This is a genomic window from Pseudomonas sp. FG6 (assembly GCF_057809015.1).
Genome location: NZ_JBMDJD010000011.1, coordinates 1 through 21322, shown reverse-complemented (window position 1 = coordinate 21322; position 21322 = coordinate 1). Strand labels below are relative to the sequence as shown.

17 protein-coding genes are annotated in these 21322 nt (G+C 62.7%); 4 read left to right on the top strand and 13 right to left on the bottom strand.

The annotated features are described in order from the left end of the window. Nucleotides 1-40: 40 nt before the first annotated feature. Both ACODSJ_RS09300 and ACODSJ_RS09295 read right to left on the bottom strand, forming a co-directional pair. Nucleotides 41-709, bottom strand: a complete 669-nt coding sequence (locus ACODSJ_RS09300; protein WP_489101441.1) for a polysaccharide lyase family 7 protein — start codon at nucleotides 707-709, stop codon at nucleotides 41-43. A 301-nt stretch (nucleotides 710-1010) separates the two neighbouring features. Continuing rightward, entirely contained in the window at nucleotides 1011-1682 is a 672-nt protein-coding gene (locus ACODSJ_RS09295) for a polysaccharide lyase family 7 protein (protein ID WP_489101440.1), read from the bottom strand. Between the two features lie 311 nt (nucleotides 1683-1993). Here ACODSJ_RS09295 and ACODSJ_RS09290 point away from each other — a divergent pair, with 311 nt between their 5' ends. From ACODSJ_RS09290 to ACODSJ_RS09280, 3 genes are read left to right on the top strand one after another with little or no spacing between them, the layout of a single operon-like run. Then, entirely contained in the window at nucleotides 1994-4117 is a 2124-nt protein-coding gene (locus ACODSJ_RS09290) for a putative bifunctional diguanylate cyclase/phosphodiesterase (protein WP_489101439.1), read from the top strand. Between the two features lie 42 nt (nucleotides 4118-4159). Further along, nucleotides 4160-4663 (top strand): M48 metallopeptidase family protein, encoded by a 504-nt coding sequence (locus ACODSJ_RS09285; RefSeq protein WP_489101438.1) that lies wholly within the window; start codon nucleotides 4160-4162, stop codon nucleotides 4661-4663. Between the two features lie 4 nt (nucleotides 4664-4667). Then, a complete protein-coding gene (locus ACODSJ_RS09280) occupies nucleotides 4668-4964 on the top strand; it encodes a winged helix-turn-helix domain-containing protein (RefSeq protein WP_489101437.1) in 297 nt (98 codons plus the stop codon). A 55-nt stretch (nucleotides 4965-5019) separates the two neighbouring features. Here the strand turns inward: ACODSJ_RS09280 and ACODSJ_RS09275 are convergent, their stop codons facing one another. Further along, nucleotides 5020-5472 carry a GNAT family N-acetyltransferase gene (locus tag ACODSJ_RS09275; protein WP_489101436.1) on the bottom strand — a complete coding sequence of 151 codons (453 nt, stop codon included), beginning with the start codon at nucleotides 5470-5472 and terminating at the stop codon, nucleotides 5020-5022. A 258-nt stretch (nucleotides 5473-5730) separates the two neighbouring features. Here ACODSJ_RS09275 and ACODSJ_RS09270 point away from each other — a divergent pair, with 258 nt between their 5' ends. Beyond that, nucleotides 5731-6468 carry a substrate-binding periplasmic protein gene (locus ACODSJ_RS09270; RefSeq protein ID WP_489101435.1) on the top strand — a complete coding sequence of 246 codons (738 nt, stop codon included), beginning with the start codon at nucleotides 5731-5733 and terminating at the stop codon, nucleotides 6466-6468. Between the two features lie 57 nt (nucleotides 6469-6525). Here the strand turns inward: ACODSJ_RS09270 and yccS are convergent, their stop codons facing one another. From yccS to ACODSJ_RS09220, 10 genes are all read right to left on the bottom strand, one after another. Beyond that, the gene (yccS, locus tag ACODSJ_RS09265) at nucleotides 6526-8709 is read right to left on the bottom strand and encodes a YccS family putative transporter (RefSeq protein WP_489101434.1); all 2184 of its coding nucleotides are present in this window, start codon (nucleotides 8707-8709) and stop codon (nucleotides 6526-6528) included. A gap of 247 nt (nucleotides 8710-8956) precedes the next feature. Further along, nucleotides 8957-10135: a BaiN/RdsA family NAD(P)/FAD-dependent oxidoreductase gene (locus ACODSJ_RS09260; RefSeq protein WP_489101433.1), complete on the bottom strand. Its 1179-nt coding sequence runs from the start codon at nucleotides 10133-10135 to the stop codon at nucleotides 8957-8959. A 193-nt stretch (nucleotides 10136-10328) separates the two neighbouring features. After that, a complete protein-coding gene (gene dbpA / locus ACODSJ_RS09255; RefSeq protein WP_489101555.1) occupies nucleotides 10329-11666 on the bottom strand; it encodes an ATP-dependent RNA helicase DbpA in 1338 nt (445 codons plus the stop codon). A gap of 273 nt (nucleotides 11667-11939) precedes the next feature. Next, complete coding sequence (gene mdtD, locus ACODSJ_RS09250) at nucleotides 11940-13406, bottom strand: multidrug transporter subunit MdtD (RefSeq protein ID WP_489101432.1); 1467 nt, start codon at nucleotides 13404-13406, stop codon at nucleotides 11940-11942. Nucleotides 13407-13474: 68 nt separating this feature from the next. Next, nucleotides 13475-14815, bottom strand: a complete 1341-nt coding sequence (locus ACODSJ_RS09245) for a TldD/PmbA family protein (protein WP_489101431.1) — start codon at nucleotides 14813-14815, stop codon at nucleotides 13475-13477. Next, nucleotides 14815-16257, bottom strand: coding sequence for a TldD/PmbA family protein (locus ACODSJ_RS09240; protein WP_489101430.1), 1443 nt, complete (start codon nucleotides 16255-16257; stop codon nucleotides 14815-14817). Before ACODSJ_RS09240 ends, ACODSJ_RS09245 begins: the two co-directional genes overlap by 1 nt. A 250-nt stretch (nucleotides 16258-16507) precedes the next feature. Next, the gene (betA, locus tag ACODSJ_RS09235; RefSeq protein ID WP_489101429.1) at nucleotides 16508-18208 is read right to left on the bottom strand and encodes a choline dehydrogenase; all 1701 of its coding nucleotides are present in this window, start codon (nucleotides 18206-18208) and stop codon (nucleotides 16508-16510) included. A 220-nt stretch (nucleotides 18209-18428) separates the two neighbouring features. Then, nucleotides 18429-19901 (bottom strand): betaine-aldehyde dehydrogenase, encoded by a 1473-nt coding sequence (gene betB, locus ACODSJ_RS09230; protein ID WP_489101428.1) that lies wholly within the window; start codon nucleotides 19899-19901, stop codon nucleotides 18429-18431. 81 nt (nucleotides 19902-19982) lie between these two features. Continuing rightward, nucleotides 19983-20603, bottom strand: coding sequence for a transcriptional regulator BetI (gene betI, locus ACODSJ_RS09225; protein WP_489101427.1), 621 nt, complete (start codon nucleotides 20601-20603; stop codon nucleotides 19983-19985). A 240-nt stretch (nucleotides 20604-20843) separates the two neighbouring features. Beyond that, nucleotides 20844-21322, bottom strand: a 479-nt coding sequence (locus ACODSJ_RS09220; protein WP_489101426.1) for an ATP-binding cassette domain-containing protein, incomplete at its 5' end; no start/stop codon positions are given.

The window sequence follows — 21322 nt, the reverse complement described above, 5'->3', positions numbered from 1 at the left end:
ACAAAGGGCAAATTCCTACGAGATTTTCGGAAGCGAAATCTCAGGTGTTGTGATCGATATCCAGCACGCTGAACGTCACCTTCCCACCTTCGCTGGTATAGCCCGTGTTGTCTTGCACATACACCCCCGCCTTGAAATACAGCGGCTTGTCGCGCCAGGTCGCACTGATGGTGGTGTACCAGCTATTGCCGGCGGCGGTGATGCCCAGGTCGCCGGTGCGATCCAGATGAATGCGGTAGGAGAAGGACCGGTTCAGCTGCACCCCCGTGGCGACCGTGATGACCCGGCCCTTGGTATCGTCGGGACGCATGCGCACCTTGGCGACGATGTTGCCGACACCGCTGTCGTCCTTGTACTGGTACTCCAGCTTGACCATGGGTTTGCTGCTGTCCTTGGCATGGATCTGGCCGATCACCACCTTGCCGCTGCTGGGTACCTGGTTGACCGTGAGAGTTGCCCGCAGCTGGTTGTCGGCGTCGGGGTACACCCAGTTGCGCAGGGTGCCGTCGCGGTAGGTTTCGCGTAACTCGCTGCGGGGGTAGATCGCATTTTCCGTCTTGGTACCGGTGACCGGCGACCAGAAGTACACTGTGCTGCCTTTGGAATTGAAATATTTGTCTTGGAAACCGTCCACCAATCGAGGCGTTTCGATGGTTTTGGGCGGGCTTCCCTCGGGGATGCTCAAGTTCCAGGTGGCTAAATCGACCATGGGTGATCCTTACTCGGAGTGAAAAAACTCAAAGCCTCATCCGGAGGTTCTTATCCCGCGTTCTTGTTGTTCTTGAGGGGGCAGGGAGATGAACATTTCCCGTGCTTGATCGGCGGATGGTTGGCGTCAACTGTCCGTCAGAGTGGCCTCGACGGATTTTGTGCCCGAGAGGGACGACCGTTGGTCGACTAATTGGCTATTTTCTTTGAACAAAACCCGCAATGTCCTTGGCTGCTCCCCCCACGGGATGCGCCAGACAAGGACCAGCAGCCATCCGTGCTGCCGCGGCGATTGGCCCCGATCAGAGTGTGTTGTGGTTGATCTCCAAGAGGCTGAACGTCACTTGACCCCCTTCGGTGGTATAGCCGGTGTTGTCTTGCACATAGACGCCGGCCTTGAAGTACAACGGCTTGACCTTCCAGGCCGGATTGATGCTGCTCCGCCAGTTGTAGCCGGCTGCGGTGATGCCCAATGCGCCGCCCGGGCTGAGGTGGATCATGTACGAAAACTTGCTATTGAGCGTCACGCCCGTCGCGATGGTGATGACCTGGCCTGATTCATCGTCGGGGTGCATGCGCACCTTGGCGACGATGTTGCCGGTGGCGCTGTAGGCCTTGTACTGGTATTCCAGCTTCACCATGGGGCTGGTGCTGTCCTTGGTGTGGATCTGGCCGATCACGATCTTGCCGCTGCTGGGCACCTGGTTGACCGCCAGGGTCGCGCGCAGGATGTTGTCCGCCGCCGGGTACAGCCAGTTGCGCAGGGTGCCGTCGCTGTAGGTCTCGCGCAGTTCGCTGCGCGGATAGATCGCGTTGGCGGTCTTGGTGCCGGTCACCGGTGCCCAGAAGAACAGCGTGCCGGTGTCGGAATGGAAGTATTGATCCTTGAATCCTTGTGCCAGCCGAGGCGTTTCGATGGTGACTGCCGGGGTGCCTTCGGGGACGCTCAAGTTCCAGGTATTGAGATCGATCATGGTGAGATCCTGCGTTACGGGTGTAAATGTCTAACCAAAGCGGGAGGCTCTACTCCGGGCATTTGGAAGGGTCTGATCCCGCAGGATGGGTCACCGTCCGGCGGATGATTGACGTCAAGTGATCGTCAGTCAGGGCTGTTGCAGCTTTTGTGCCTGAGAGGGGTGACCGTTAGTCGGCTATTTCGGGCTTTGTCCGGATGATGGCTTGATGACAGCTACTGCTTTTCAAAATCCCGGTCTAGAGTGAGATCACAGTATTTTGTCCGTTCCAGTACATAAAACGGACAGGGCGACCCGATAAGAGAAGCAGCATGGAATGCGCGCAGCCTAAGCTTGATGAACAAAGCTCCGTCCTATTGATCGTTGATGATTACCCTGAAAACCTGCTCAGCATGCGAGCGTTGTTGCAGCGTCAGGATTGGCGGGTGATGACCGCGTCCTCGGGTTTCGAGGCCCTCAACCTGCTGCTCGAGCATGAAATCGACCTGGTTCTGCTGGACGTTCAGATGCCTGAAATGGACGGTTTCGAGGTGGCGCGCCTGATGCGCGGCAGCCAGCGCACGCGGCTGACACCGATCATTTTCCTGACCGCCAACGAACAATCCCAGGATGCGGTGATCAAGGGCTACGCCAACGGCGCGGTGGATTACCTGTTCAAACCCTTCGATCCACAAATCCTCAAGCCCAAGGTCCAGGCGTTGCTGGAGCACCAGCGTAATCGCCGGGCCTTGCAGCGCCTGAGCCATGACCTGGAAGCCGCCAGGGCCTTCAACGCCTCGGTGCTGGACAACGCCGCCGAGGGGATTGTCGTGGTGAATGAGGACGGCTCGATCCGCTTCGCCAACCCGTCGACCTGCCGCCTGCTCAACGCCACGGCCGAGCAGTTGCAAGGGATGCCGTTCCTGGATTACCTGCAAAGCCCTCACATCCCCGATTGGACCGACTCCACGATCCTGCAGGCCTATCGCCGTGGCGAGATCCTGCGCTTGCACGATGCGGTGTTGCGGACCGCGCCCGGCCAGCCGGTGTCGGTGGCGTTGTCCTCTGCGCCGCTGCCGTTGGAGCAGAAGGCCATGGTGGTGACCTTGCAGGACATGTCGGTGATACGGCACCTGCACCAGCAACTCGAATACCAGGCCGTCACCGACCCGCTGACCGGTTTGCTCAACCGCCGGGGCTTTTACCAGACGGCGGAAAACCTGCTGATGCGCAGCGAACGGCTGGAAAGCAATTGGGTGCTGCTGTACCTGGACCTCGACGGCTTCAAGCGCGTCAATGACTCCCTGGGCCACGATGCCGGTGACCGGGTGTTACGCTGGGTGTCGGAGCAGCTGAAGGCCTGCCTGCGTCCGTTCGACATCCTGGCGCGCCTTGGCGGTGACGAATTCACGGCGTTGCTGGATCTGGAGTTCCCCGAGCAAGCGGCCAAGATCGCCGAGAAGCTGATCGAGCGGGTCGCGATCTGCCAGCAGATCGAAGGCATGGACGTGGCGCTGGGGGCCAGTATCGGGATTGCGACGTATCCCGATTGCGGTGCCAATCTCGACGGTCTGCTGCGTGCCTCCGACATTGCCATGTACGAGGCCAAGCGTGCCGGCCGCCAGCAATACCGCTTTTACGATCATGAAATGAACGGCCGGGCCCGTTCGCGGCTGATGCTTGAAGAAAGCGTGCGCTCGGCCATCGAGAACCGTGACTTCAACATGGTCTATCAGCCCCAGGTGGGCATCTTCGACGGAAGGATCCGTGGGTTCGAGGCGTTGTTGCGCTGGCAGCATCCGAGCGTCGGCGATGTACCGCCGGGGCTGTTCCTGCCGTTGCTGGAGGAGGCGCGGTTGATCAGCCAACTGGGCAGCTGGATTTACCATCGCAGCGCGGCCCAGCGCAAAATATGGGAGCAGATTTTCTCCGACGACCTGGTGTTGGCGGTGAGCCTGAGCAGCACTCAGTTCGGCATGCCCAACCTGGTGACCGAGTTGCGCCAGGTATTGGAGCGCCACGCCTTGCAGCCCCGGCAGTTGGAGGTCGAGGTGACCGAGGATGCGCTGATGCGCAACCCCGAAGAAACCCAGAAGCAACTGCAACTCTTGCGTCACCTTGGGGTTCGGGTGGCCCTGGATGATTTCGGTTCGGGGCCGTGTTCATTGGCGCATCTGCGCGACCTCGAACTCGATACGCTCAAGCTCGACCGACATTTGATCGCGCGCCTGCCGGCTTCACCCCGGGATGCCGCGTTGGCCGCCGCCGTGATCGACCTGTGTACGCAACTGGGTTTGCGGGTGATCGCCGAAGGCGTGGAGACTCTGGAGCAATATCAGTGGCTGCAAGCCCACGGCTGTGAGTACGTGCAAGGCTTCCTGGTGGCGCGGCCGTTGATGGCCGACGATACCGGCACCTTTGCCAAGCCCTTTGACTGGAGCGCGGTGCAGGCCTGAATTCGCTACACTGGCAGCCTTTCGTGACTGTGTGGCTGCCCGATGACCGCGCTTAAGTACCTCCAGGCCTATCCCGCCACCCTGCAAGCCCAAGTGCAGCAATTGATTGCCCAGGATCGGCTGGGCGATTACCTGCAGCAGCGTTATCCGCAGCGGCATTCGATCCAGAGCGACAAGGCCTTGTACGGCTATGCGCTGGAACTCAAGCAGCAATACCTGCGCAACGCACCGGCCATCGACAAGGTGCTGTTCGACAACCGCCTCGACCTGACCCATCGCGCCCTCGGCCTGCACAGCACGGTTTCGCGAGTGCAGGGCGGCAAGCTCAAGGCCAAGAAGGAAATTCGCATCGCCGCGCTGTTCAAGGACGCTGCCCCGCAGTTCCTGAAGATGATCGTGGTGCACGAGCTGGCGCACTTCAAGGAATCGGACCACAACAAGGCGTTCTACCAGCTCTGTGAGCACATGCTGCCCGGCTATCACCAATTGGAATTCGACCTGCGGGTGTACCTGACCTGGCGGGACTTGCAACAACACAAGGAATGACTGAATGGACGTCAGCAAGACCAAAAGCAGTTTCTACCGACGTTTGTACGTGGCTTACCTGATCGACAGCGGCATGGCCTGCAACGTCCCGGCCCTCACCGAAGCCACCGGCATGCCACGGCGCACAGCCCAGGACACCGTGGCGGCCCTGGCGGACCTGGATATCGTTTGTGAGTTCGAGCAGCAAGAGGGCGCCCGTAACCATGCCGGGCGGTATCGGATTCGCGATTGGGGGGCGATCGATCGGGGGTGGATCGAGGGGAATCTGCAGCGGATCAAGGCGGTGCTTGAGTATCCCTGAATATTGGGGGTGTCTGGGCTGGCCTCATCGTCGGAACGCCGCCCGGAGCAGGCCCTCAAGGCCGATGCATGCCAATGTGTGGAATCCCATCCTCCAGGTATTCCACACCCACCACCGCAAACCCATACCGTCCGTAGTACCCCTGAAGATGCGCCTGGGCCGACAATGAAACCGGCGTGCCGGGCCAATGCAGTTCGGCCTGCTTGAGGGCTTGTTCCATCAGGGTGTGACCCAACCCCTGGCCGCGGACCTGGGGGGCGATGATCACCCGGCCGATCACCACGTCGCTGTTGCGCGAGTGCGGGTCGAGCAGGCGCAGATAGGCCACCAGGTGATTGTCCTGCCAGGCCATCAGATGGCAGGTGTCCCCTTCCAGATCGAGACCGTCAACGTCCTGGTAGGCGCAGTTCTGCTCGACGACGAATACTTCGGCGCGCAACTTGAGGATGGCGTACAGCTGCTCCTTGCTCAGGTCACTGTGGTGTTTGCAGACCCATTCGATGTCCATTTTGAATTTCCTCGAGAACCTGATGCCGATATTAAGCGTGCTGTGGGTGGAAGTCTCTTTTCGGTCGGGCGGATGAATCGTCTGGAAAAGACAAAATGCCATCACCCCGCTGTCGCAGCCGTGTCCTCTTTGTGTAATCTTCGTTCCAGGGCTGCGCAGCGGTTTCAATGAGCTAATGTTAGGACCGGACACCCAAGGATGTCTTTTGAGTGACGGCTAAAAACCAACCGGGCTATGAACCCGTCAAGGATGTTTGGCATGCCGCGATTGCATCGAGCTCTTGCTTTGGTCGGGTTGCTGTTGTTGAGCCACAACGCCTGTGCGCAGAAGTTACGGCTGGTGGCCGATGGTTGGCCGCCGTTCACCGACTCCACGTTGGTCAATGGTGGCCTGGCGACCGATATCGTCAGCACCGCCCTGGCCCGTGCCGGTTATGCCAGTGAATTCGAACAGGTGCCCTGGGCCCGGGCGATGCTGGGCATCGGCGAGGGCCGTTATGACGTGCTGGTCAATGCCTGGTATGCCGAGGAACGCACTCGCATAGGCCAGTTCTCGGCCGAATACCTGCTCAATCGCGTGTGCTTCCTCAAGCGCAAGGACGAGACGATCCAGTTCGACAGCCTGGAGCAATTGCGAGCCTATCCCATCGCCGTGGTGCGCGGTTATGCCTACACCAAGGAATTCGATGACGACCAGCAAATGCAGAAAGTCCCTGTGCATAACTTCGCGATGGCCGTGCGGATGCTGGCGGCCGACCGCGTGAAGCTGACGCTGGAAGACGAGTATGTCGCGCGCTATTACCTGGCCCGCGAATCCCCCAAGGTGCGCAATGCCGTGGAGTTCGTGCCCAAGCCCTTGGGCGAGAACAGCCTGCACATCCTGGTCAGCCTGAAGAACCCCGAGCATGAGCAGATTGTGGCGGGGTTCGATCGGGAGATTGCGGCGATGAAGGCGGACGGGAGTTATGAACAGTTGTTGAAGGCGCATGGGATGTAGCGCCTGTGGCCCTATCGCGAGCCTGCTCGCGATAGGGCCTCGAGAACACCACAGCCCTCAAGCCTCACTGGTGTCCTTGATCAAATGCGCTGCCAACGTGCGCAACGGCCCCAACTGACGACAGATCAGCGCCAGTTGCGTCTGCACCAGCCGCTGGCCTTCATCGATTTCATCGGGCATCTGCTCCAGCTCACTGGCGAGGGTTTCCTCCGCGTCGCTCTGGATGTCGATCGGCGCTTTGCTCGCCAGGCCCAGGGCGATTTCGTCGATGCTCGTGGCCAGTTTCACCCCCGCACCCTCGATCAGTTGCTCACGCACCTGCGCCGGCAGTTCGGTGCCCCGGTGGGCGCCCAGGCCTGACAGGTAGCTGAGCAGGGTATGGGAGAGCACCAGGAAGCGGAACCCGACATCGGCCTCCTTACGGAAATGCCCCGGCTCCATCAGCATGTTCGCCAACGTGGTGGACAGCGCGGCGTCGGCGTTGTGGGCGTTGCGCCGGGCCAGGCGGTAGGCCAGGTCGTCACTTTTGCCGGCGGCGTACTGCTGCATGATCTGGCGCAGGTAGATGCTGTTGCAGGTCAGCGTGTTGGCCAGCACCTTGTTCAACCGGCGGCCTTGCCAGTCTGGCAGGAACAGGAACACCGCGACCCCGGCGATCAGGCTGCCGAGCAAGGTATCGAACAGCCGTGGTAGCAGCAGCCCGTAGCCGTCGCCCACCTGGTTGAAGCAGAACAGCACCATGACGGTGATCGCCGCCGTCGCCAAGGTGTAGCGCGTTGTGCGGTTGGTGAAGAACAGCACGCCGGCGGCGATGGCGAAGCACGATTGCACCAGCGGGTTGGGGAACAGGTCGAACAGCGCCCAGGCCACCGTCAGGCCGATGGCGGTGCCGACGATCCGCTGGCCGAGTTTGCGCCGGGTGGCGCCGTAGCTTGGCTGGCAGACGAACAGCGTGGTGAGGATGATCCAGTAACCCTGGGACGGGTGGATCACGTGCACCAGGGCGTAACCCACGCTCAGGGCTAGGGGCAGGCGCAGGGCATGGCGGAACAGCAGCGAGGTCGGCGTGAGCTGCGTGCGCAGGCGCAGCCAGATGTCCTTGAGGTTGCGCGGCGAGCGGTCCAGCAGGCTGCTGTCGGTGGCGTCGGCCAGGGCATCGGGGTTGCTCGCGTCGCTGAGCAGGCGGTCCATGGTGGCCAGGTTCACCGACAGGGCCCGCAGTGAGCGCAGCAAGCCGCGCCAGGCTGGGTTGCTCTGGATGCGCAAGTGTTCCAGGGAAGCGTGCAGATCGTTCAGCGCCTCGGCGAAGCTGTCGTCGTAGACGAATGGCTGGCGCATCTGGATCGATTCGCCAAGCGCCTGGCAGGCCTTGCCTTGCTGGCGCAACAGGCGCTGGCAGCGAAACAGTACGTCGCTGTGGAAGAAGGCTTCGGCCAATGCGTTGTAGGGGTAGTGGGAGGAACTGGCGCGCTCGTGGATGTCCTGGGCGAGGAAGTAGAGCTTGAGGTAGCGGCTGACTTTCGAGCCCGGTCGGCCGTTGCCCACGCGGTGCAGGATGATTTCCTTCGCCGCGTTGAGGGCGGCCACTACGCGACCGTTCTGCTGGGCCAGCTCCAGGCGTCGGGCTTCGATGTCCAGTTGGCGGATCGGCTCGAGCAGCGTCGATTTGAGCTTCAGGTAGCTCCCCAGTTCGCGGAACAACCGCGCCAGGCTTTGCTGCACCGGCTGGTTGGAAAACAGCGCCTGCCAAAGCACCGAGAGCAAGCCGTACCACGCGGCACCGGCCACCAGCAGCACGGGCTCGTGCCAGAAGTCGTTGACCGTGCCACCGCGCTGGTCCACGCCGATCACGGTGTAGACCGAAAGAATCAGCGTGGCCGAGGCAATCGCGCCATAACGTTCGCCCAGGGCGCCGAGCATGGTCAGGCCGAAGGCCGCCAGGGCCAGGGCGATGATGAACAGCCAGGGATAGGGGAACAGCAACTCCACCGACAGCGCGGCGATGGTGAAGCACACCAGGGTCACGGCCAGCGCATTGAGGCGGCCTTGCCAGGTGTCGTCGGTCTCGGCCAGGGCGCTGGCGATAATCCCCAGGAACAAGGGGATCAGCAGCACCATCTGATCCAGGTACCAGCACAGCGCCATGCTGCCGGTCAGGGCGATGAACACCCGTACGCTGTAGCTGAACTTATCCAACGCCCAAAGGCGACGCAGAGACTGGCTGAATGAGGTCGATGACATGAAATGCGCGGGCCTGACGGGCGATGACACTAAATTGAGGCAGTAATGACGCCGACGCAATGGCGGCGATCACATCTGACAGCAAAAAGTGTTCCGCAGCCCCGCTACTCGACCCTGTGTGGGAGCGGGCTGTGTGGGAGCAAAGCTTGCTCGCGATCCAGGCGCTGCGGTCCTCAAGAGACCGCGGCGTTTTCATCGCGGGCAAGCCTTGCTCCCACACAGCCCGCTCCCACAGGGGGGGTGTGTGTCAGACGTATTGCGCGGCGGCATAGCCCGATGCCCACGCCCACTGGAAGTTGAAGCCGCCCAGGTGGCCGGTGACGTCCAGCACTTCGCCGATGAAATACAGCCCGGGGCTTTTCAGCGATTGCATGGTCTTGGAGGAGACTTCCCGGGTGTCGACGCCGCCCAGGGTGACTTCGGCGGTGCGGTAGCCTTCGGTGCCGGCCGGGACGACGTTCCAGTTCGCCAATTTTTCGGCGATGTCTGCCAGCTCCGCGTGGGTGTATTGCTTCATGGGCTTGGAGACGAACCAGGTGTCGGCCAGCAGGTTGGCCATTTTCTTGGTGAACAGCTCCCCCAGCAGGGTCTTGAGCTCACTGTTGGGGCGTTCGGCCTGTTGTTGTGCCAGCCATTGCGGCACGTCGTGATCGGGCAGCAGGTTGATCTGCACCGTGTCCCCCGGTTCCCAGAACGAGGAGATCTGCAAGATCGCCGGACCGCTCAGGCCGCGGTGGGTGAACAGGATGTTCTCGCGAAAACTCTGCTCGTTGCAGCTCACCAGGCAATCGACCGAGGTGCCCGAGAGCTCGGTGCACAAGGCCTTGAGCTGGTCGGTAATGGTGAACGGCACCAGCCCGGCGCGGGTGGGCAGCAATTGATGGCCGAATTGTTTGGCCACTTGGTAGCCGAAACCGGTGGCGCCCAAGGTCGGGATCGACAGCCCGCCAGTGGCGATCACCAGCGATTGGCAGGCTACGGTGCCGAGGGTGGTTTGCAGCAGGTAGCCGTCTTCGGTCTTTTCGATGTGGGTGATCGAGGTGTCCAGGCGCAGATCGACGCCGGCTTGCTCGCATTCATCCAGCAGGATGCCCAGGATGTCGCTGGACTTGTTATCGCAGAACAACTGGCCGAGCTTTTTTTCGTGATACGGCACGCCGTGCTTGGCCACCAGGGCGATGAAGTCCCATTGGGTGTAGCGGGCCAGGGCCGATTTGCAAAAGTGCGGGTTCTGCGAGAGGAAGTTGGCCGGCTCGGTGTACATATTGGTGAAATTGCAGCGCCCGCCGCCCGACATGAGGATTTTCTTGCCGGCCTTGTTGGCATGGTCGAGCAACATCACCTGTCGCCCACGCCCGGCGGCAGTCAGCCCGCACATCAGCCCAGCGGCGCCAGCGCCAATGATCACGACTTCGGTAGAGCGCAAAACGGTGTCCTCTAAATGTCTGGGGCCGGCAGGAATTTGCTCTTGTGGCGAGGGAGCTTGCTCCCGCTCGAGCGCGAAGCGGTCGCAAAACCAACGAACGCGAAATGTCTGAAGAAACGCGTTTATAGCTTTTAGGGCTGCTGCGCAGCCCAGCGGGAGCAAGCTCCCTCGCCACAGGGTGAGTCAATAATGATCAGAGGATCCGCACCCGCAACGAACGCCCCTTGATCTTGCCCTCGTTCAAGCGCTTGAGCGCCTGCTTGGCAATGCCGCGCTCCACCGCCACGTAGGCCTGGAAGTCGAAGATCGCGATCTTGCCGACCTGGGTACCCGGGATGCCAGCGTCGCCGGTCAGGGCGCCGAGGATGTCGCCGGGGCGGACTTTGTCTTTGCGTCCGGCGGCGATGCACAGGGTGCTCATGGCCGGCAGCAGCGGGCCGCCGGCCTGGGGCTTGAGTGTGTCCAACTGGTCCCAGTTCAGGGGCGCTTTCTGCAATTGCTCGATGGCCTGGGCGCGATGGGCTTCGGACGGCGCCACCAGGCTGATGGCGAGGCCTTTCTCACCGGCACGACCGGTACGGCCGACGCGGTGGATGTGAATTTCCGAGTCCCGTGCCAGTTCGACGTTGATCACCATGTCCAGGGCGTCGATGTCCAGGCCGCGGGCCGCCACGTCGGTGGCCACCAGCACCGAGGTGCTGCGGTTGGCGAACATCGCCAGCACCTGGTCGCGGTCACGCTGTTCCAGATCACCGTGCAGGCCGACGGCCGAGATACCCTTGGACACCAGATGATCGACGGTCTCCTGGACCTGTTGCTTGGTGAAGCAGAACGCCACGCAGGAGGCTGGACGGAAATGCGCCAGGACCTTGCCCACCGCGTCCATGCGCTGCTCGGGGGCGATCTCGTAGAAACGCTGCTCGATCTGCGTGTCGCAATGCAGTGCTTCGACCTTGACCTGCTGTGGGTTGCGCATGAACTTGGACGACAACTGCTTGATGCCCACCGGGTAGGTGGCGGAGAACAGCAGCGTCTGGCGGCGTTCCGGGGTCTGCTGGATGATGTCTTCGATGGCGTCGTAGAAGCCCATGTCGAGCATGCGGTCGGCTTCGTCGAGGATCAGTGTGTTGAGGCCGTCGAGCACCAGCGAACCCTTGCGCAGGTGCTGCTGGATGCGCCCCGGCGTGCCGACGATGATGTGGGCGCCGTGTTCCAGCGAGGCGATCTGCGGGCCGAAGGACACGCCACCGCACAGGGTCAGGACCTTGATGTTGTCTTCGGCGCGGGCCAGGCGGCGGATTTCCTTGGCGACCTGGTCGGCCAGTTCGCGGGTCGGGCACATCACCAGGGCCTGGCAACCGAAGAAACGTGGGTTGATCGGGTTCAGCAGGCCGATGCCGAAGGCGGCGGTCTTGCCGCTGCCGGTCTTGGCCTGGGCGATCAGGTCCATGCCCTTGAGGATCACCGGCAAGCTCTGCGCCTGGATCGGCGTCATCTGGGCGTACCCGAGCGATTCGAGGTTGGCCAGCATGGCGGCGGACAGCGGCAAAGTGTTGAAAGCGGTGGCAATGGTGGTCACGGGACAGGCCTGCAAAACAAAATGTCGCGCAGTGTAGCAGCCTCGTGCCACTTACTCGAAAGATCTGGACGAGCTGTGAAGGTAGAGCGTTCGCCTTGGTTTCTTTTTTGTGGGAGCAAAGCTTGCTCGCGATGCAGGCAGTGCGGTCTTCAGGAAAACCGCGTTGCCTGCATCGCGGGCAAGCCTTGCTCCCACAGATGCCTTGCTCGCCATTGAGATTGGGGTCTAGTGCTCGATATGCTCATCCGGCCGCTTGTCCCGCCGCCCATCCTGCTTCGACAGCTGCGAAAAAATCGTCGCCGCCAGCATCGCCATGATCCCCACCGTCACGAACGTCAGCTGGAAAGCCCCCAGCACCGTCTCCACGCCGTCGTTGCCCACTTGGGCAGTGAAGCCGCCGAGCAGGGCGCCGGCGCAGGCCACGCCGAGGCTCAGGGACAGTTGCGCGACCACCGACAGCAGGCTGTTGCCGCTGCTGGCGCTGGCGTCGTCGAGGTCGATGAGGGTCACGGTGTTCATTGCGGTGAATTGCAGCGAGTTGATCGCCCCCAGCACCGCCAGTTGCGCCAGCAGCAGCCAGTACGGTGTCTGTTCGCTGACCAGGCCCATGCTCGCCAGCATCAGGCCCAGGGCCAGGGTGTTGCCGGTCAGGACGATGCGATAGCCCAGGCGCTCGATCAGCGGCCGGGCCACGGACTTGGCGACCATCGCCGCGGCCGCCAGGGGCAGCATGCTCATCCCCGCCTGGGACGGGGAATAGCCCAGGGCGACTTGCAGCAGCAACGGCACCAGGAACGGCAGGGCGCCGCTGCCCAGGCGAGCGAACAGGTTGCCGAGGATGCCCACGGCGAAGGTCCGGGTCTTGAACAGCGAAGGCGGGAACAGCGCGTTCTCGACGTGTCCGGCCCGCAACCAATAGGCCGCCAGGCAGGCCATGCCGCCGAACAGCAGCAACATCACCCGCAGGTGCGGCAGGTGCAGTTCACCCAGGCCCTCCATGGCGATGGTGATCAACACCATCGCCGCACCGAACAGCAAGAAGCCCAGGCCATCGAAGCGGGTGCGCTCGCTGCCGCGCAGGTCGGGGATGAACTTCCACACGGCATAGCAGCCGATCACACCCACGGGCAGGTTGATGATGAAGATCCAGTGCCAGGTCAGGTATTGCACCATCCAACCGCCCATGGTCGGGCCGATCAGCGGGCCGAGCAGCCCGGGGATCGTGATGAAGCCCATGATTCGCACCAGTTCCGAACGCGGATACGCGCGCAGCACCACCAGCCTGCCCACCGGCAACATCAGCGCACCGCCCAGGCCCTGGATCACCCGTGCACCCACCAGCATGCTCAGCGAACTGGACAGGGCGCACAGCAACGAGCCGAAGCTGAACAGCAGGATCGCCCCGAAGAAGATCTTCTTGGTGCCGAAGCGATCGGCGATCCAGCCCGAGGCCGGGATCAGCAGGGCCACGGTGAGCATGTAGGCGATGATCACGCCCTGCATGCGCAGCGGGTTTTCCGCCAGGTCGCTGGCCATGGCGGGCAGCGCGGTGTTGAGGATGGTTCCGTCCAGCGATTGCATGAAGAAAGCAATCGCCACCACCCACGGAAGCCAGCGAGCGGTGACGGCGTCGAGCGGTGCGCGGTTGGGCATGGGGCCTCTTGTTTGTGTTCGGGTGTCTGTTGGCTTCATCGCGGGCAAGCCTTGCTCCCACATGTATGGCGCACATCCTGTGGGAGCAAGGCTTGCCCGCGATGCTTTTACAGGGTCAGGGTCAACCGCTTGACCAGTGCCCCCGGCAGCAGCATTGAGGCCGTGGCGCGTTGGCTGTAGGTGCTGGCCGAGAGCAGAAGTTCCCGCTCCCGGGTCAGGCCTTCGAGCTGCGAGCCCAGCAGGCTGTAGGCACTGTCGTCGAAGCGCATGGTGCTGACCGGCGCCACGATCTGGCCGTTCTCGACCCAGAACGTGGCGAAGCGGGTCATGCCCGTCAGGCGCGCGGCCGGCTGGTCGGAATAGTTCAGGTACCAGAGGTTACTGATGTACAGCCCGGTGCCGAGGCGTTCGAGGAGTTCGGCTTGCTCCAGTTGCCCCTCTTTCATGACCAGCGCCGTGGGGTATTCGTAGCTGCTCGAACCGTTGGCGGTGAGGCCGTACTCGGCCGCGCTGCGTGAGTTGACCAGTCGGGCGTTGGCGGTGCCCTTGGCGATCAGCGCCAGGTCATCGCGGGGATAACCTTCGTCGGAAAACGCCGGGCTCAAGGAGCCGCTGACCTGCTCGCTCAACCACACTGCCGGGCTGAAGCTGGCCTCGTCGGCGTAGAACTTTTGCAGCGGGCTCTGCTTGCTGGCGATCGCCCGGGCCGAGAACCCGCCCCAACTGAGCATGCCCATGATCTCTTCCAGGGCAGCCGGCGCCAGGTAGGCGCGGTATTCGCCAGGCGCCAGCGTGCGCAGCGGGCGCCCCAGGAACTCCAGCTGCTGGCGGGCCTGTTCGAAGCGTCGGGCAAATCCGTCGCTGCTCCACTGCTGGCCGGCGTAACTGGCTTTGACCGCCTGGCCGTTCTCATGGAACAGGCTGAAATCGAAGTTGAAGCTGTTGGCCTGGTGCCAGCCGAACGCTCCCGAAGAACTGGCGAAACCACGGCTGATAGGCCCGGCGGCGTAGAAACCGACCAGGTCCAGGCCTTCGGCGGCGCGGATGATTTCAGCCACGGCCTGCTCGGTGTCCGGCAGCGGATGCTCCTGCACGTTGCTGCTCTGCCAATGGTTATGGTTGAGCAGCAGATACGGATCACGGGGCAGCAGCGGCAGGGTTTCACGCAGCTGTTGCAGGCCTTCGCGCAGGCGCTGCAGGTCGGTCTCGGTGTCGCCGGACAAGGTGATCTGCAAGTCGGCGTGACGACCGTCGTCGATCAGTTTGAAACTGACGTTGGCCTGTTGCACGTGCCCGGCCTGGCGGACCTTGGCGTGGTTGAAGCGCACGAAGGCCGAGGATTCGGCGGCGTAGCCGAGGGTGAACTGTTCAGGCGCATGCAATGCACCGCGCAGCCAGTCGACCAGGGCTTTGAACGCTGCGGCTTGATTATCGTTGACGGTGCTCATCAGGCATCCCCCCCAAACACATCAACGTTGCTGAATACGCAGGCCGGCGACGCGTGCCCGACGCGAATGACCTGGTTCGGCTCCCCCTTGCCGCAGTTGGGCGTGCCCAGTACCTGGCGGGTACTGGCATCGCCGACCGCGCGCAGGCTCTTCCAGAATTGCGCGGAAATGCCCCGGTAGTTGGGGTTCTTCACCACGCCCTTGAGCTCGCCGTTTTCGATCAATTGGCCCCATTCGCAGCCGAACTGGAATTTGTTGCGGGCGTCGTCGATGGACCAGGAACGGTTGGTGCGCATCAGCACGCCATGCTCGATGCCTTGGATCAACTGGGCGAGGGATTGATCGCCCGGCTCGATGTTCAGGTTCGCCATGCGGTCGATGGGCGGGCGGTTCCAGCCACAGGCGCGGCTGTTGGCGACGCCGTCGAGCCCGGCGCGAAACTGCGACAGCGCGCCGCCCAATGGGCGCAGCAGCAAGCCTTCACGGATCAGGAACTGTTTGTGGGCGGCGCTGCCGTCGTCATCGTGGCTGTAGCTGGCCAGTTCTTCGGGAATGTCCGGATCGAAGGTCACGTTCAACAGGCTGGAGCCGTATTGCAGGTGCCCGAAGTCGCTGGCCTTGACGAAGCTGGTGCCGGCGTAATTGCGCTCGTCCCCCAGGATGCGGTCCAGTTCCAGCGGATGGCCGATGGATTCATGGATCTGCAGCATCATCTGATCGGGCATCAGCAGCAGGTCGCGCGGACCTTGCGGGGTGTTCGGGGCCAGCAGCAGTTGCAGGGCCTGGTCGGCGATTTTCGGTCCGGCACCGATCAGGCCGCAGCGGCTGATGACATCGAAGCCGCCCTGCTGGCCGAAGTTCTCGCGGCCCAGGGTGCGGGTCTGGCTGTCGTGACCATCGAAGGCGGTGACCTCCAGTGCCGGGTAGACAAAGCGCTGGGCCTGGCGCAGTTCGGCGCCGGCACTGTTGAGGTAGATCTGTTCGACCTGGGTCAGGCCGATACTGGCCTGCCAGTTCACCAGGCGCTCGTCCGCAGGCACCGCGGCGGATTCGGTGCCGAGCAACTCATAGCAATCGCTCAGAGCAGGGAAGGCTTGGTCGAAATGCGGCGAGAAGTAATCGGCGCGGTCGCTGGACACCGCTTGCTCGCGCAGATCCAGCAGCGCATGGGGCTTGAGACGGCGGGCTTGCTGCTCCGCTCGTTCCAGCGCCGCTTGCAGGCCGGCCTGGGACAGGTCGTTGGTGGAGGCATAGGCCTCGACGCCATTGACCCGCACGGTGAGCATCGCACCTTCGTCACGGCCCAGGCTCGGTGGCTCGGCGACGTTCTTGCGTACCGACAGATGCTGGCCGGACTCGCGCACGTAACGCAGGGAAAAGAATTCGGCGCCCGTGCGCAAGGCAGCAAAACGCTGCTTGAGCTGGGGGTGGAAGTCGAACATGGAACCTCCTTGTCTGGAGTGGCGATTGCTGCCAGGTGCGGCGCATTGACGCGGCGGCTCTAGAGTAGGCCTGGGCGGGGGAGGGATCAAGACAGATGGGCATTTGGGGTGTCAGGCTGGACGCCATCGTCGGATCGCCGCCCGGAGCAGGCTCGCTCCCACATGGGATCTGTGTTGGGCACAACATATGTGCTCACAACGGGATCCCTGTGGGAGCGAGCCTGCTCGCGATTGTCGCGCCGCGGTCTTACTACGCGGTTGGCGCTACTTCACGCAGCGGCTTGCCCTTCACCGACGCATCGCCGGCCACATAGTACGGCGCGGTGCTGCGGGGTAGGGGCTTGCGGCCGCGGATCTTGTCGGCGATTTTTTCGGCCATCATGATCGTCGGCGCGTTCAGGTTACCGGTGGTGATGATCGGCATGATCGAGGCGTCGACCACACGCAGGCCCTGCATGCCATGCACACGGCCTTCGCCATCGACCACCGCCATGTTATCGGTGCCCATCTTGCACGAGCAGGACGGGTGGAACGCGGTTTCGGCGTGCTCGCGGATGAATTTGTCCAACTGTGCGTCGGTCTGCACCTCGATGCCCGGGCTGATCTCGCGCCCCCGGAACGCATCGAGCGCCGGCTGCTGCATGATCTCGCGGGTCAGGCGGATGCCGTCACGGAACTCCTGCCAGTCCTGCTCGGTGGCCATGTAGTTGAAGAGGATGCTCGGGTGCTGGCGCGGGTCCTTGGATTTCGCCTGGATCCGGCCACGGCTTGGCGAGCGCATGGAGCCCATGTGCGCCTGGAATCCGTGCTCTTTCACACCGTTGCTGCCGTTGTAGTTAATCGCCACCGGCAGGAAGTGATACTGGATGTTCGGCCACTCGAATTCCGGGCGGGTGCGGATGAAACCGCCGGCCTCGAACTGGTTGCTGGCGCCAATCCCGGTGCCGTTGAACAGCCACTCGGCACCGATGGCCGGCTGGTTGTACCAGAGCAGCGAAGGGTACAGCGAGACCGGTTGGGTGCAGGCGTATTGCAGGTACAGCTCAAGGTGATCCTGCAGGTTTTCACCGACGCCCGGCAGGTCGTGGACCACCGGAATGTCGAGGCTTTGCAACAACTTGGCCGGGCCGACGCCAGAGCGCTGGAGGATTTGCGGCGAGGCGATGGCGCCGGAGCACAGCAGCACTTCCTTGCGGGCGCGGGCTTCGACGCGTTCCTCGGCGGCGCCCACCAGGTAGCGCACGCCAACCGCACGCTTGCCTTCGAAGAGAATCTTGTCGGTCAGCGCGTGGGTGATGATGGTCAGGGTCGAGCGCTTCTTGGCGATGTCCAGGTAACCGCGAGCGGTGCTGGAGCGACGACCGTTTGGCGTGACGGTGCGGTCCATCGGGCCGAAACCTTCCTGCTGGTAGCCGTTGAGGTCGCAGGTTTTTGGGTAACCGGCCTGCACACCGGCTTCGACCATGGCGTGGAACAGCGGGTTATTGCCGGCCTTGGGCGTGGTCACGCTGACCGGACCGTCGCCGCCGTGGTAGTCGTTCGGGCCGATGTCGCGGGTTTCGGCCTTGCGAAAGTAGGGCAGGCAGTCGAGGTAGGTCCAGTCTTCCAGGCCTGGCAGTTTCGCCCAGTTGTCATAGTCCAGGGCGTTGCCGCGGATGTAGCACATGCCGTTGATCAGCGACGAACCGCCCAGGCCCTTGCCGCGACCACACTCCATGCGGCGGCCGTCCATGTGCGGCTCCGGGTCGGTCTCGTAGGCCCAGTTGTAGCGCCGGCCCTGCAACGGGAAGGCGAGGGCAGCGGGCATCTGCGTGCGAAAATCCAGGCGATAGTCCGGGCCGCCGGCTTCGAGAAGCAGGACGGTGACGCCCTCGTCTTCGGTGAGGCGGGTGGCCAGGGTGTTACCGGCCGAGCCGGCACCGATGATGATGTAGTCGAATTCTTGGGACATGAAATGCACCCTCTTTTTGAATTGGGTTCAGGTCGTGGTCTGCCGGGTGCCGCATTCCCTGTGGCGAGGGAGCTTGCTCGCGCTCGACTGCGCAGCAGTCGTAAACACGGCGACCATGTTCTGTCTGAATGGCCTGGGTGCCTGAAGTGGGGCCGCTTCGCGGCCCAGCGGGAGCAAGCTCCCTCGCCACAACGGCGTTCACTCAAGGCCTCATTTCAGATCAGAACACCGACGTGTATTCGCCCAACTCGACCTGTACCGATTTGATGCGCGTGAAGTTGTTCAGCGAGCTGATGCCGTTCTCACGGCCCACGCCCGATTGCTTGTAGCCGCCGACCGGCATCTTGGCGTCGGACTCGCCCCAGGCGTTGATCCAGCAGATACCAGCTTCCAGCTGATGGATGATGCGGTGGGCGCGGTTCAGGTCGCGGGTCACGACGCCGGCGGCCAGGCCGAAGTCGGTGTCGTTGGCGCGGCGGATCACTTGCTCTTCGGTTTCATAGGTGAGGATGCTCATCACCGGGCCGAAGATTTCTTCGCGCACGATGGTCATCTCGTCGGTGCAGTCGGTGAACACAGTCGGGGCCACGAACGCGCCCTTGGCGAATTCGCCCTCGGTCAAGCGAGCGCCGCCGCACAGCAGTCGTGCGCCTTCGGCCTTGCCTTTCTCGATGTAGCCCAACACGCTTTCCATGTGGGCGAAGCTGACCAGCGGACCGAAGTTGGTGTTCTCGTCCTGGGGATTGCCGACGCGAATGCGCGCCACGCGCTCGACGATCTTGGCTTCGAAGGCCGCCTTGAGGTGGCTCGGCACGAACACGCGGGTGCCGTTGGTGCAGACCTGGCCGGAGCTGTAGAAGTTGGCCATCATCGCGGTGTCGGCGGCACGATCCAGGTCGGCGTCGTCGCAGATGATCAGCGGCGACTTGCCGCCCAGTTCCATGGTCACGTCCTTGAGCGAAGAACTCGAAGCGCTGGCCATGACTTTCTTGCCGGTGTCGGTGCCGCCGGTGAAGGACACTTTTTCGATGCGCGGGTGCTCGGTCAGCCAGGTGCCGACTTCGCGGCCGCTGCCGGTCAACACGTTGAAGACGCCTGCTGGAACACCGGCTTCGGTGTAGATCTCGGCCAGCTTCAGGGTGGTCAGCGAGGTGACTTCGCTGGGCTTGAAAATCATCGCGTTACCCGCCGCCAGGGCCGGTGCGGATTTCCACAGGGCGATCTGGATCGGGTAGTTCCACGCGCCGATACCGGCCACAACGCCCAGGGGCTCGCGGCGGGTGTAGACGAACGAGGTGTCGCGCAACGGGATCTGCTCGCCTTCGATGGCGGGCACCAGGCCGGCGTAGTATTCGAGCACGTCGGCGCCGGTGACGATGTCGACGTAGCGGGTTTCGGAGTAGGCCTTGCCGGTGTCCAGGGTTTCCAGGGCCGCCAACTCGTCGTTGCGTTCGCGCAGGATGTCCACGGCGCGACGCAGGATGCGCGAACGCTGCATGGCGGTCATGGCAGCCCAGACTTTCTGGCCTTTTTCGGCGCTGACTACAGCCCGCTCGACGTCGGCGAACGTCGCGCGCTGCACCTGGGCGAGCACTTCACCGTTGGCTGGGTTGATGGCTTCGAAAGTGGCGTCGCCGCTGGCATCGGTGTACGCGCCATCGATGTAGAGTTTTTGCAGTTCGAAACGGGCCATAAAGTCCTCGCAAGTGCATTTGAGTGGTTGGCTTGCCACCGGGCGTGTCGTCTATAGCTGACTGTGCGGCTCGGTGGCGGTTCAGGAGTCGAGCGATTCTGTGTGCTCTGGCGCCCCTGCCTTGGCCAGTTGGAAATCCATGTATTCGTAAGCGATGCGGTGCGCCTGGGTGGTGTCGAACGCATCGCCCGACAGCGCCCCGCGCAGCCACAAACCGTCAATCAGGGCGGCCAGGCCCCGTGCCGCGTTGCGTGCCTCGTCCAGGGGCAACACGCGGCGGAACTGGCAACACAGGTTGGAATACAGGCGGTGATCGTTGATCCGCTGCAACCTGTGCAAAGACGGGTGATGCATGCTGGTGGCCCAGAAAGCCAACCAGGTTTTCCTTGCCGGGCCACTGACCTGGCTGGCGTCGAAGTTGCCTTCGATGATGACCTTCAAGTGAGCCCGCGGGCTCGTGTCCACCAAGGCCAGGCGGCGCGCGGTGATGTTCTCGCTCAGGACCGTCATCAGGTACTGGGCCGTCGCTGCGATCAGGCCGTTCTTGTCCTGGAAGTAGTGACTGATGATGCCGTTGGAAACACCGGCCAAACGGGCAATCAGCGCAATGCTGGCGTCCCCCATGCCGACCTGGTCGACGGCTTGCAGCGTGGCGTCGATCAATTGCTGGCGGCGGATGGGTTGCATACCGACCTTGGGCATCGGGTACATCTCCTTGGATCCTCCGGCAGACAGGCGCCGGCTTCGTGAACGCAGTCTATTTTGTTTTAATTGAACATTCAATCAATAAAAAAGGAGCCGTATTCCAAGGCCTAAAAGCACCTGTTTCCCAAAGTAAAACCCTGTGGGAGCGAGCCTGCTCGCGATGGCGGTAGGTCAGTCAATCTGATGTCGACTGAGGCGACGCTATCGCGAGCAGGCTCGCTCACACAGGGTTGCGGATCAGCCCAGGTTCTTGCCAAGCAATGCGTGGTACAGCTCGCTGTCGCCGAGGATCCCGACGACCTTCTGGTTGTCGTGGAGCACCAGTTTGTTGCCGGTCTGGTAGCGGATCTGCAAGGCTTCGCGCATGCCGATGTTGGAATCCACCAGGGTTGGACGACGGCCCAAGTCTTCGACGGCCTGGCCCGGTGCCCAGTTCTGCAGGTCCAGTGCCGCGCCGTTCTGCCGGGCGCCCTTGATGGTGTTGCCTTCGGCCAGGTCGAGCCACGAGTCGCCGCCCGGGTCCAGGCACACCGAACCGTTGATGCGCTTGCAGTTGTCCAGGGTGCGCATCAGGCTGCGGCCGCAGAGCACGTTGAGCGGGTTGGTGTGGGCTACGAAGGTGCGCACATAGTCGTCCGCCGGGTTCAGTACGATCTCTTCCGGCTTGCTGTACTGGATGATCTTGCCGTCCTTCATGATCGCGATACGGCTGCCCA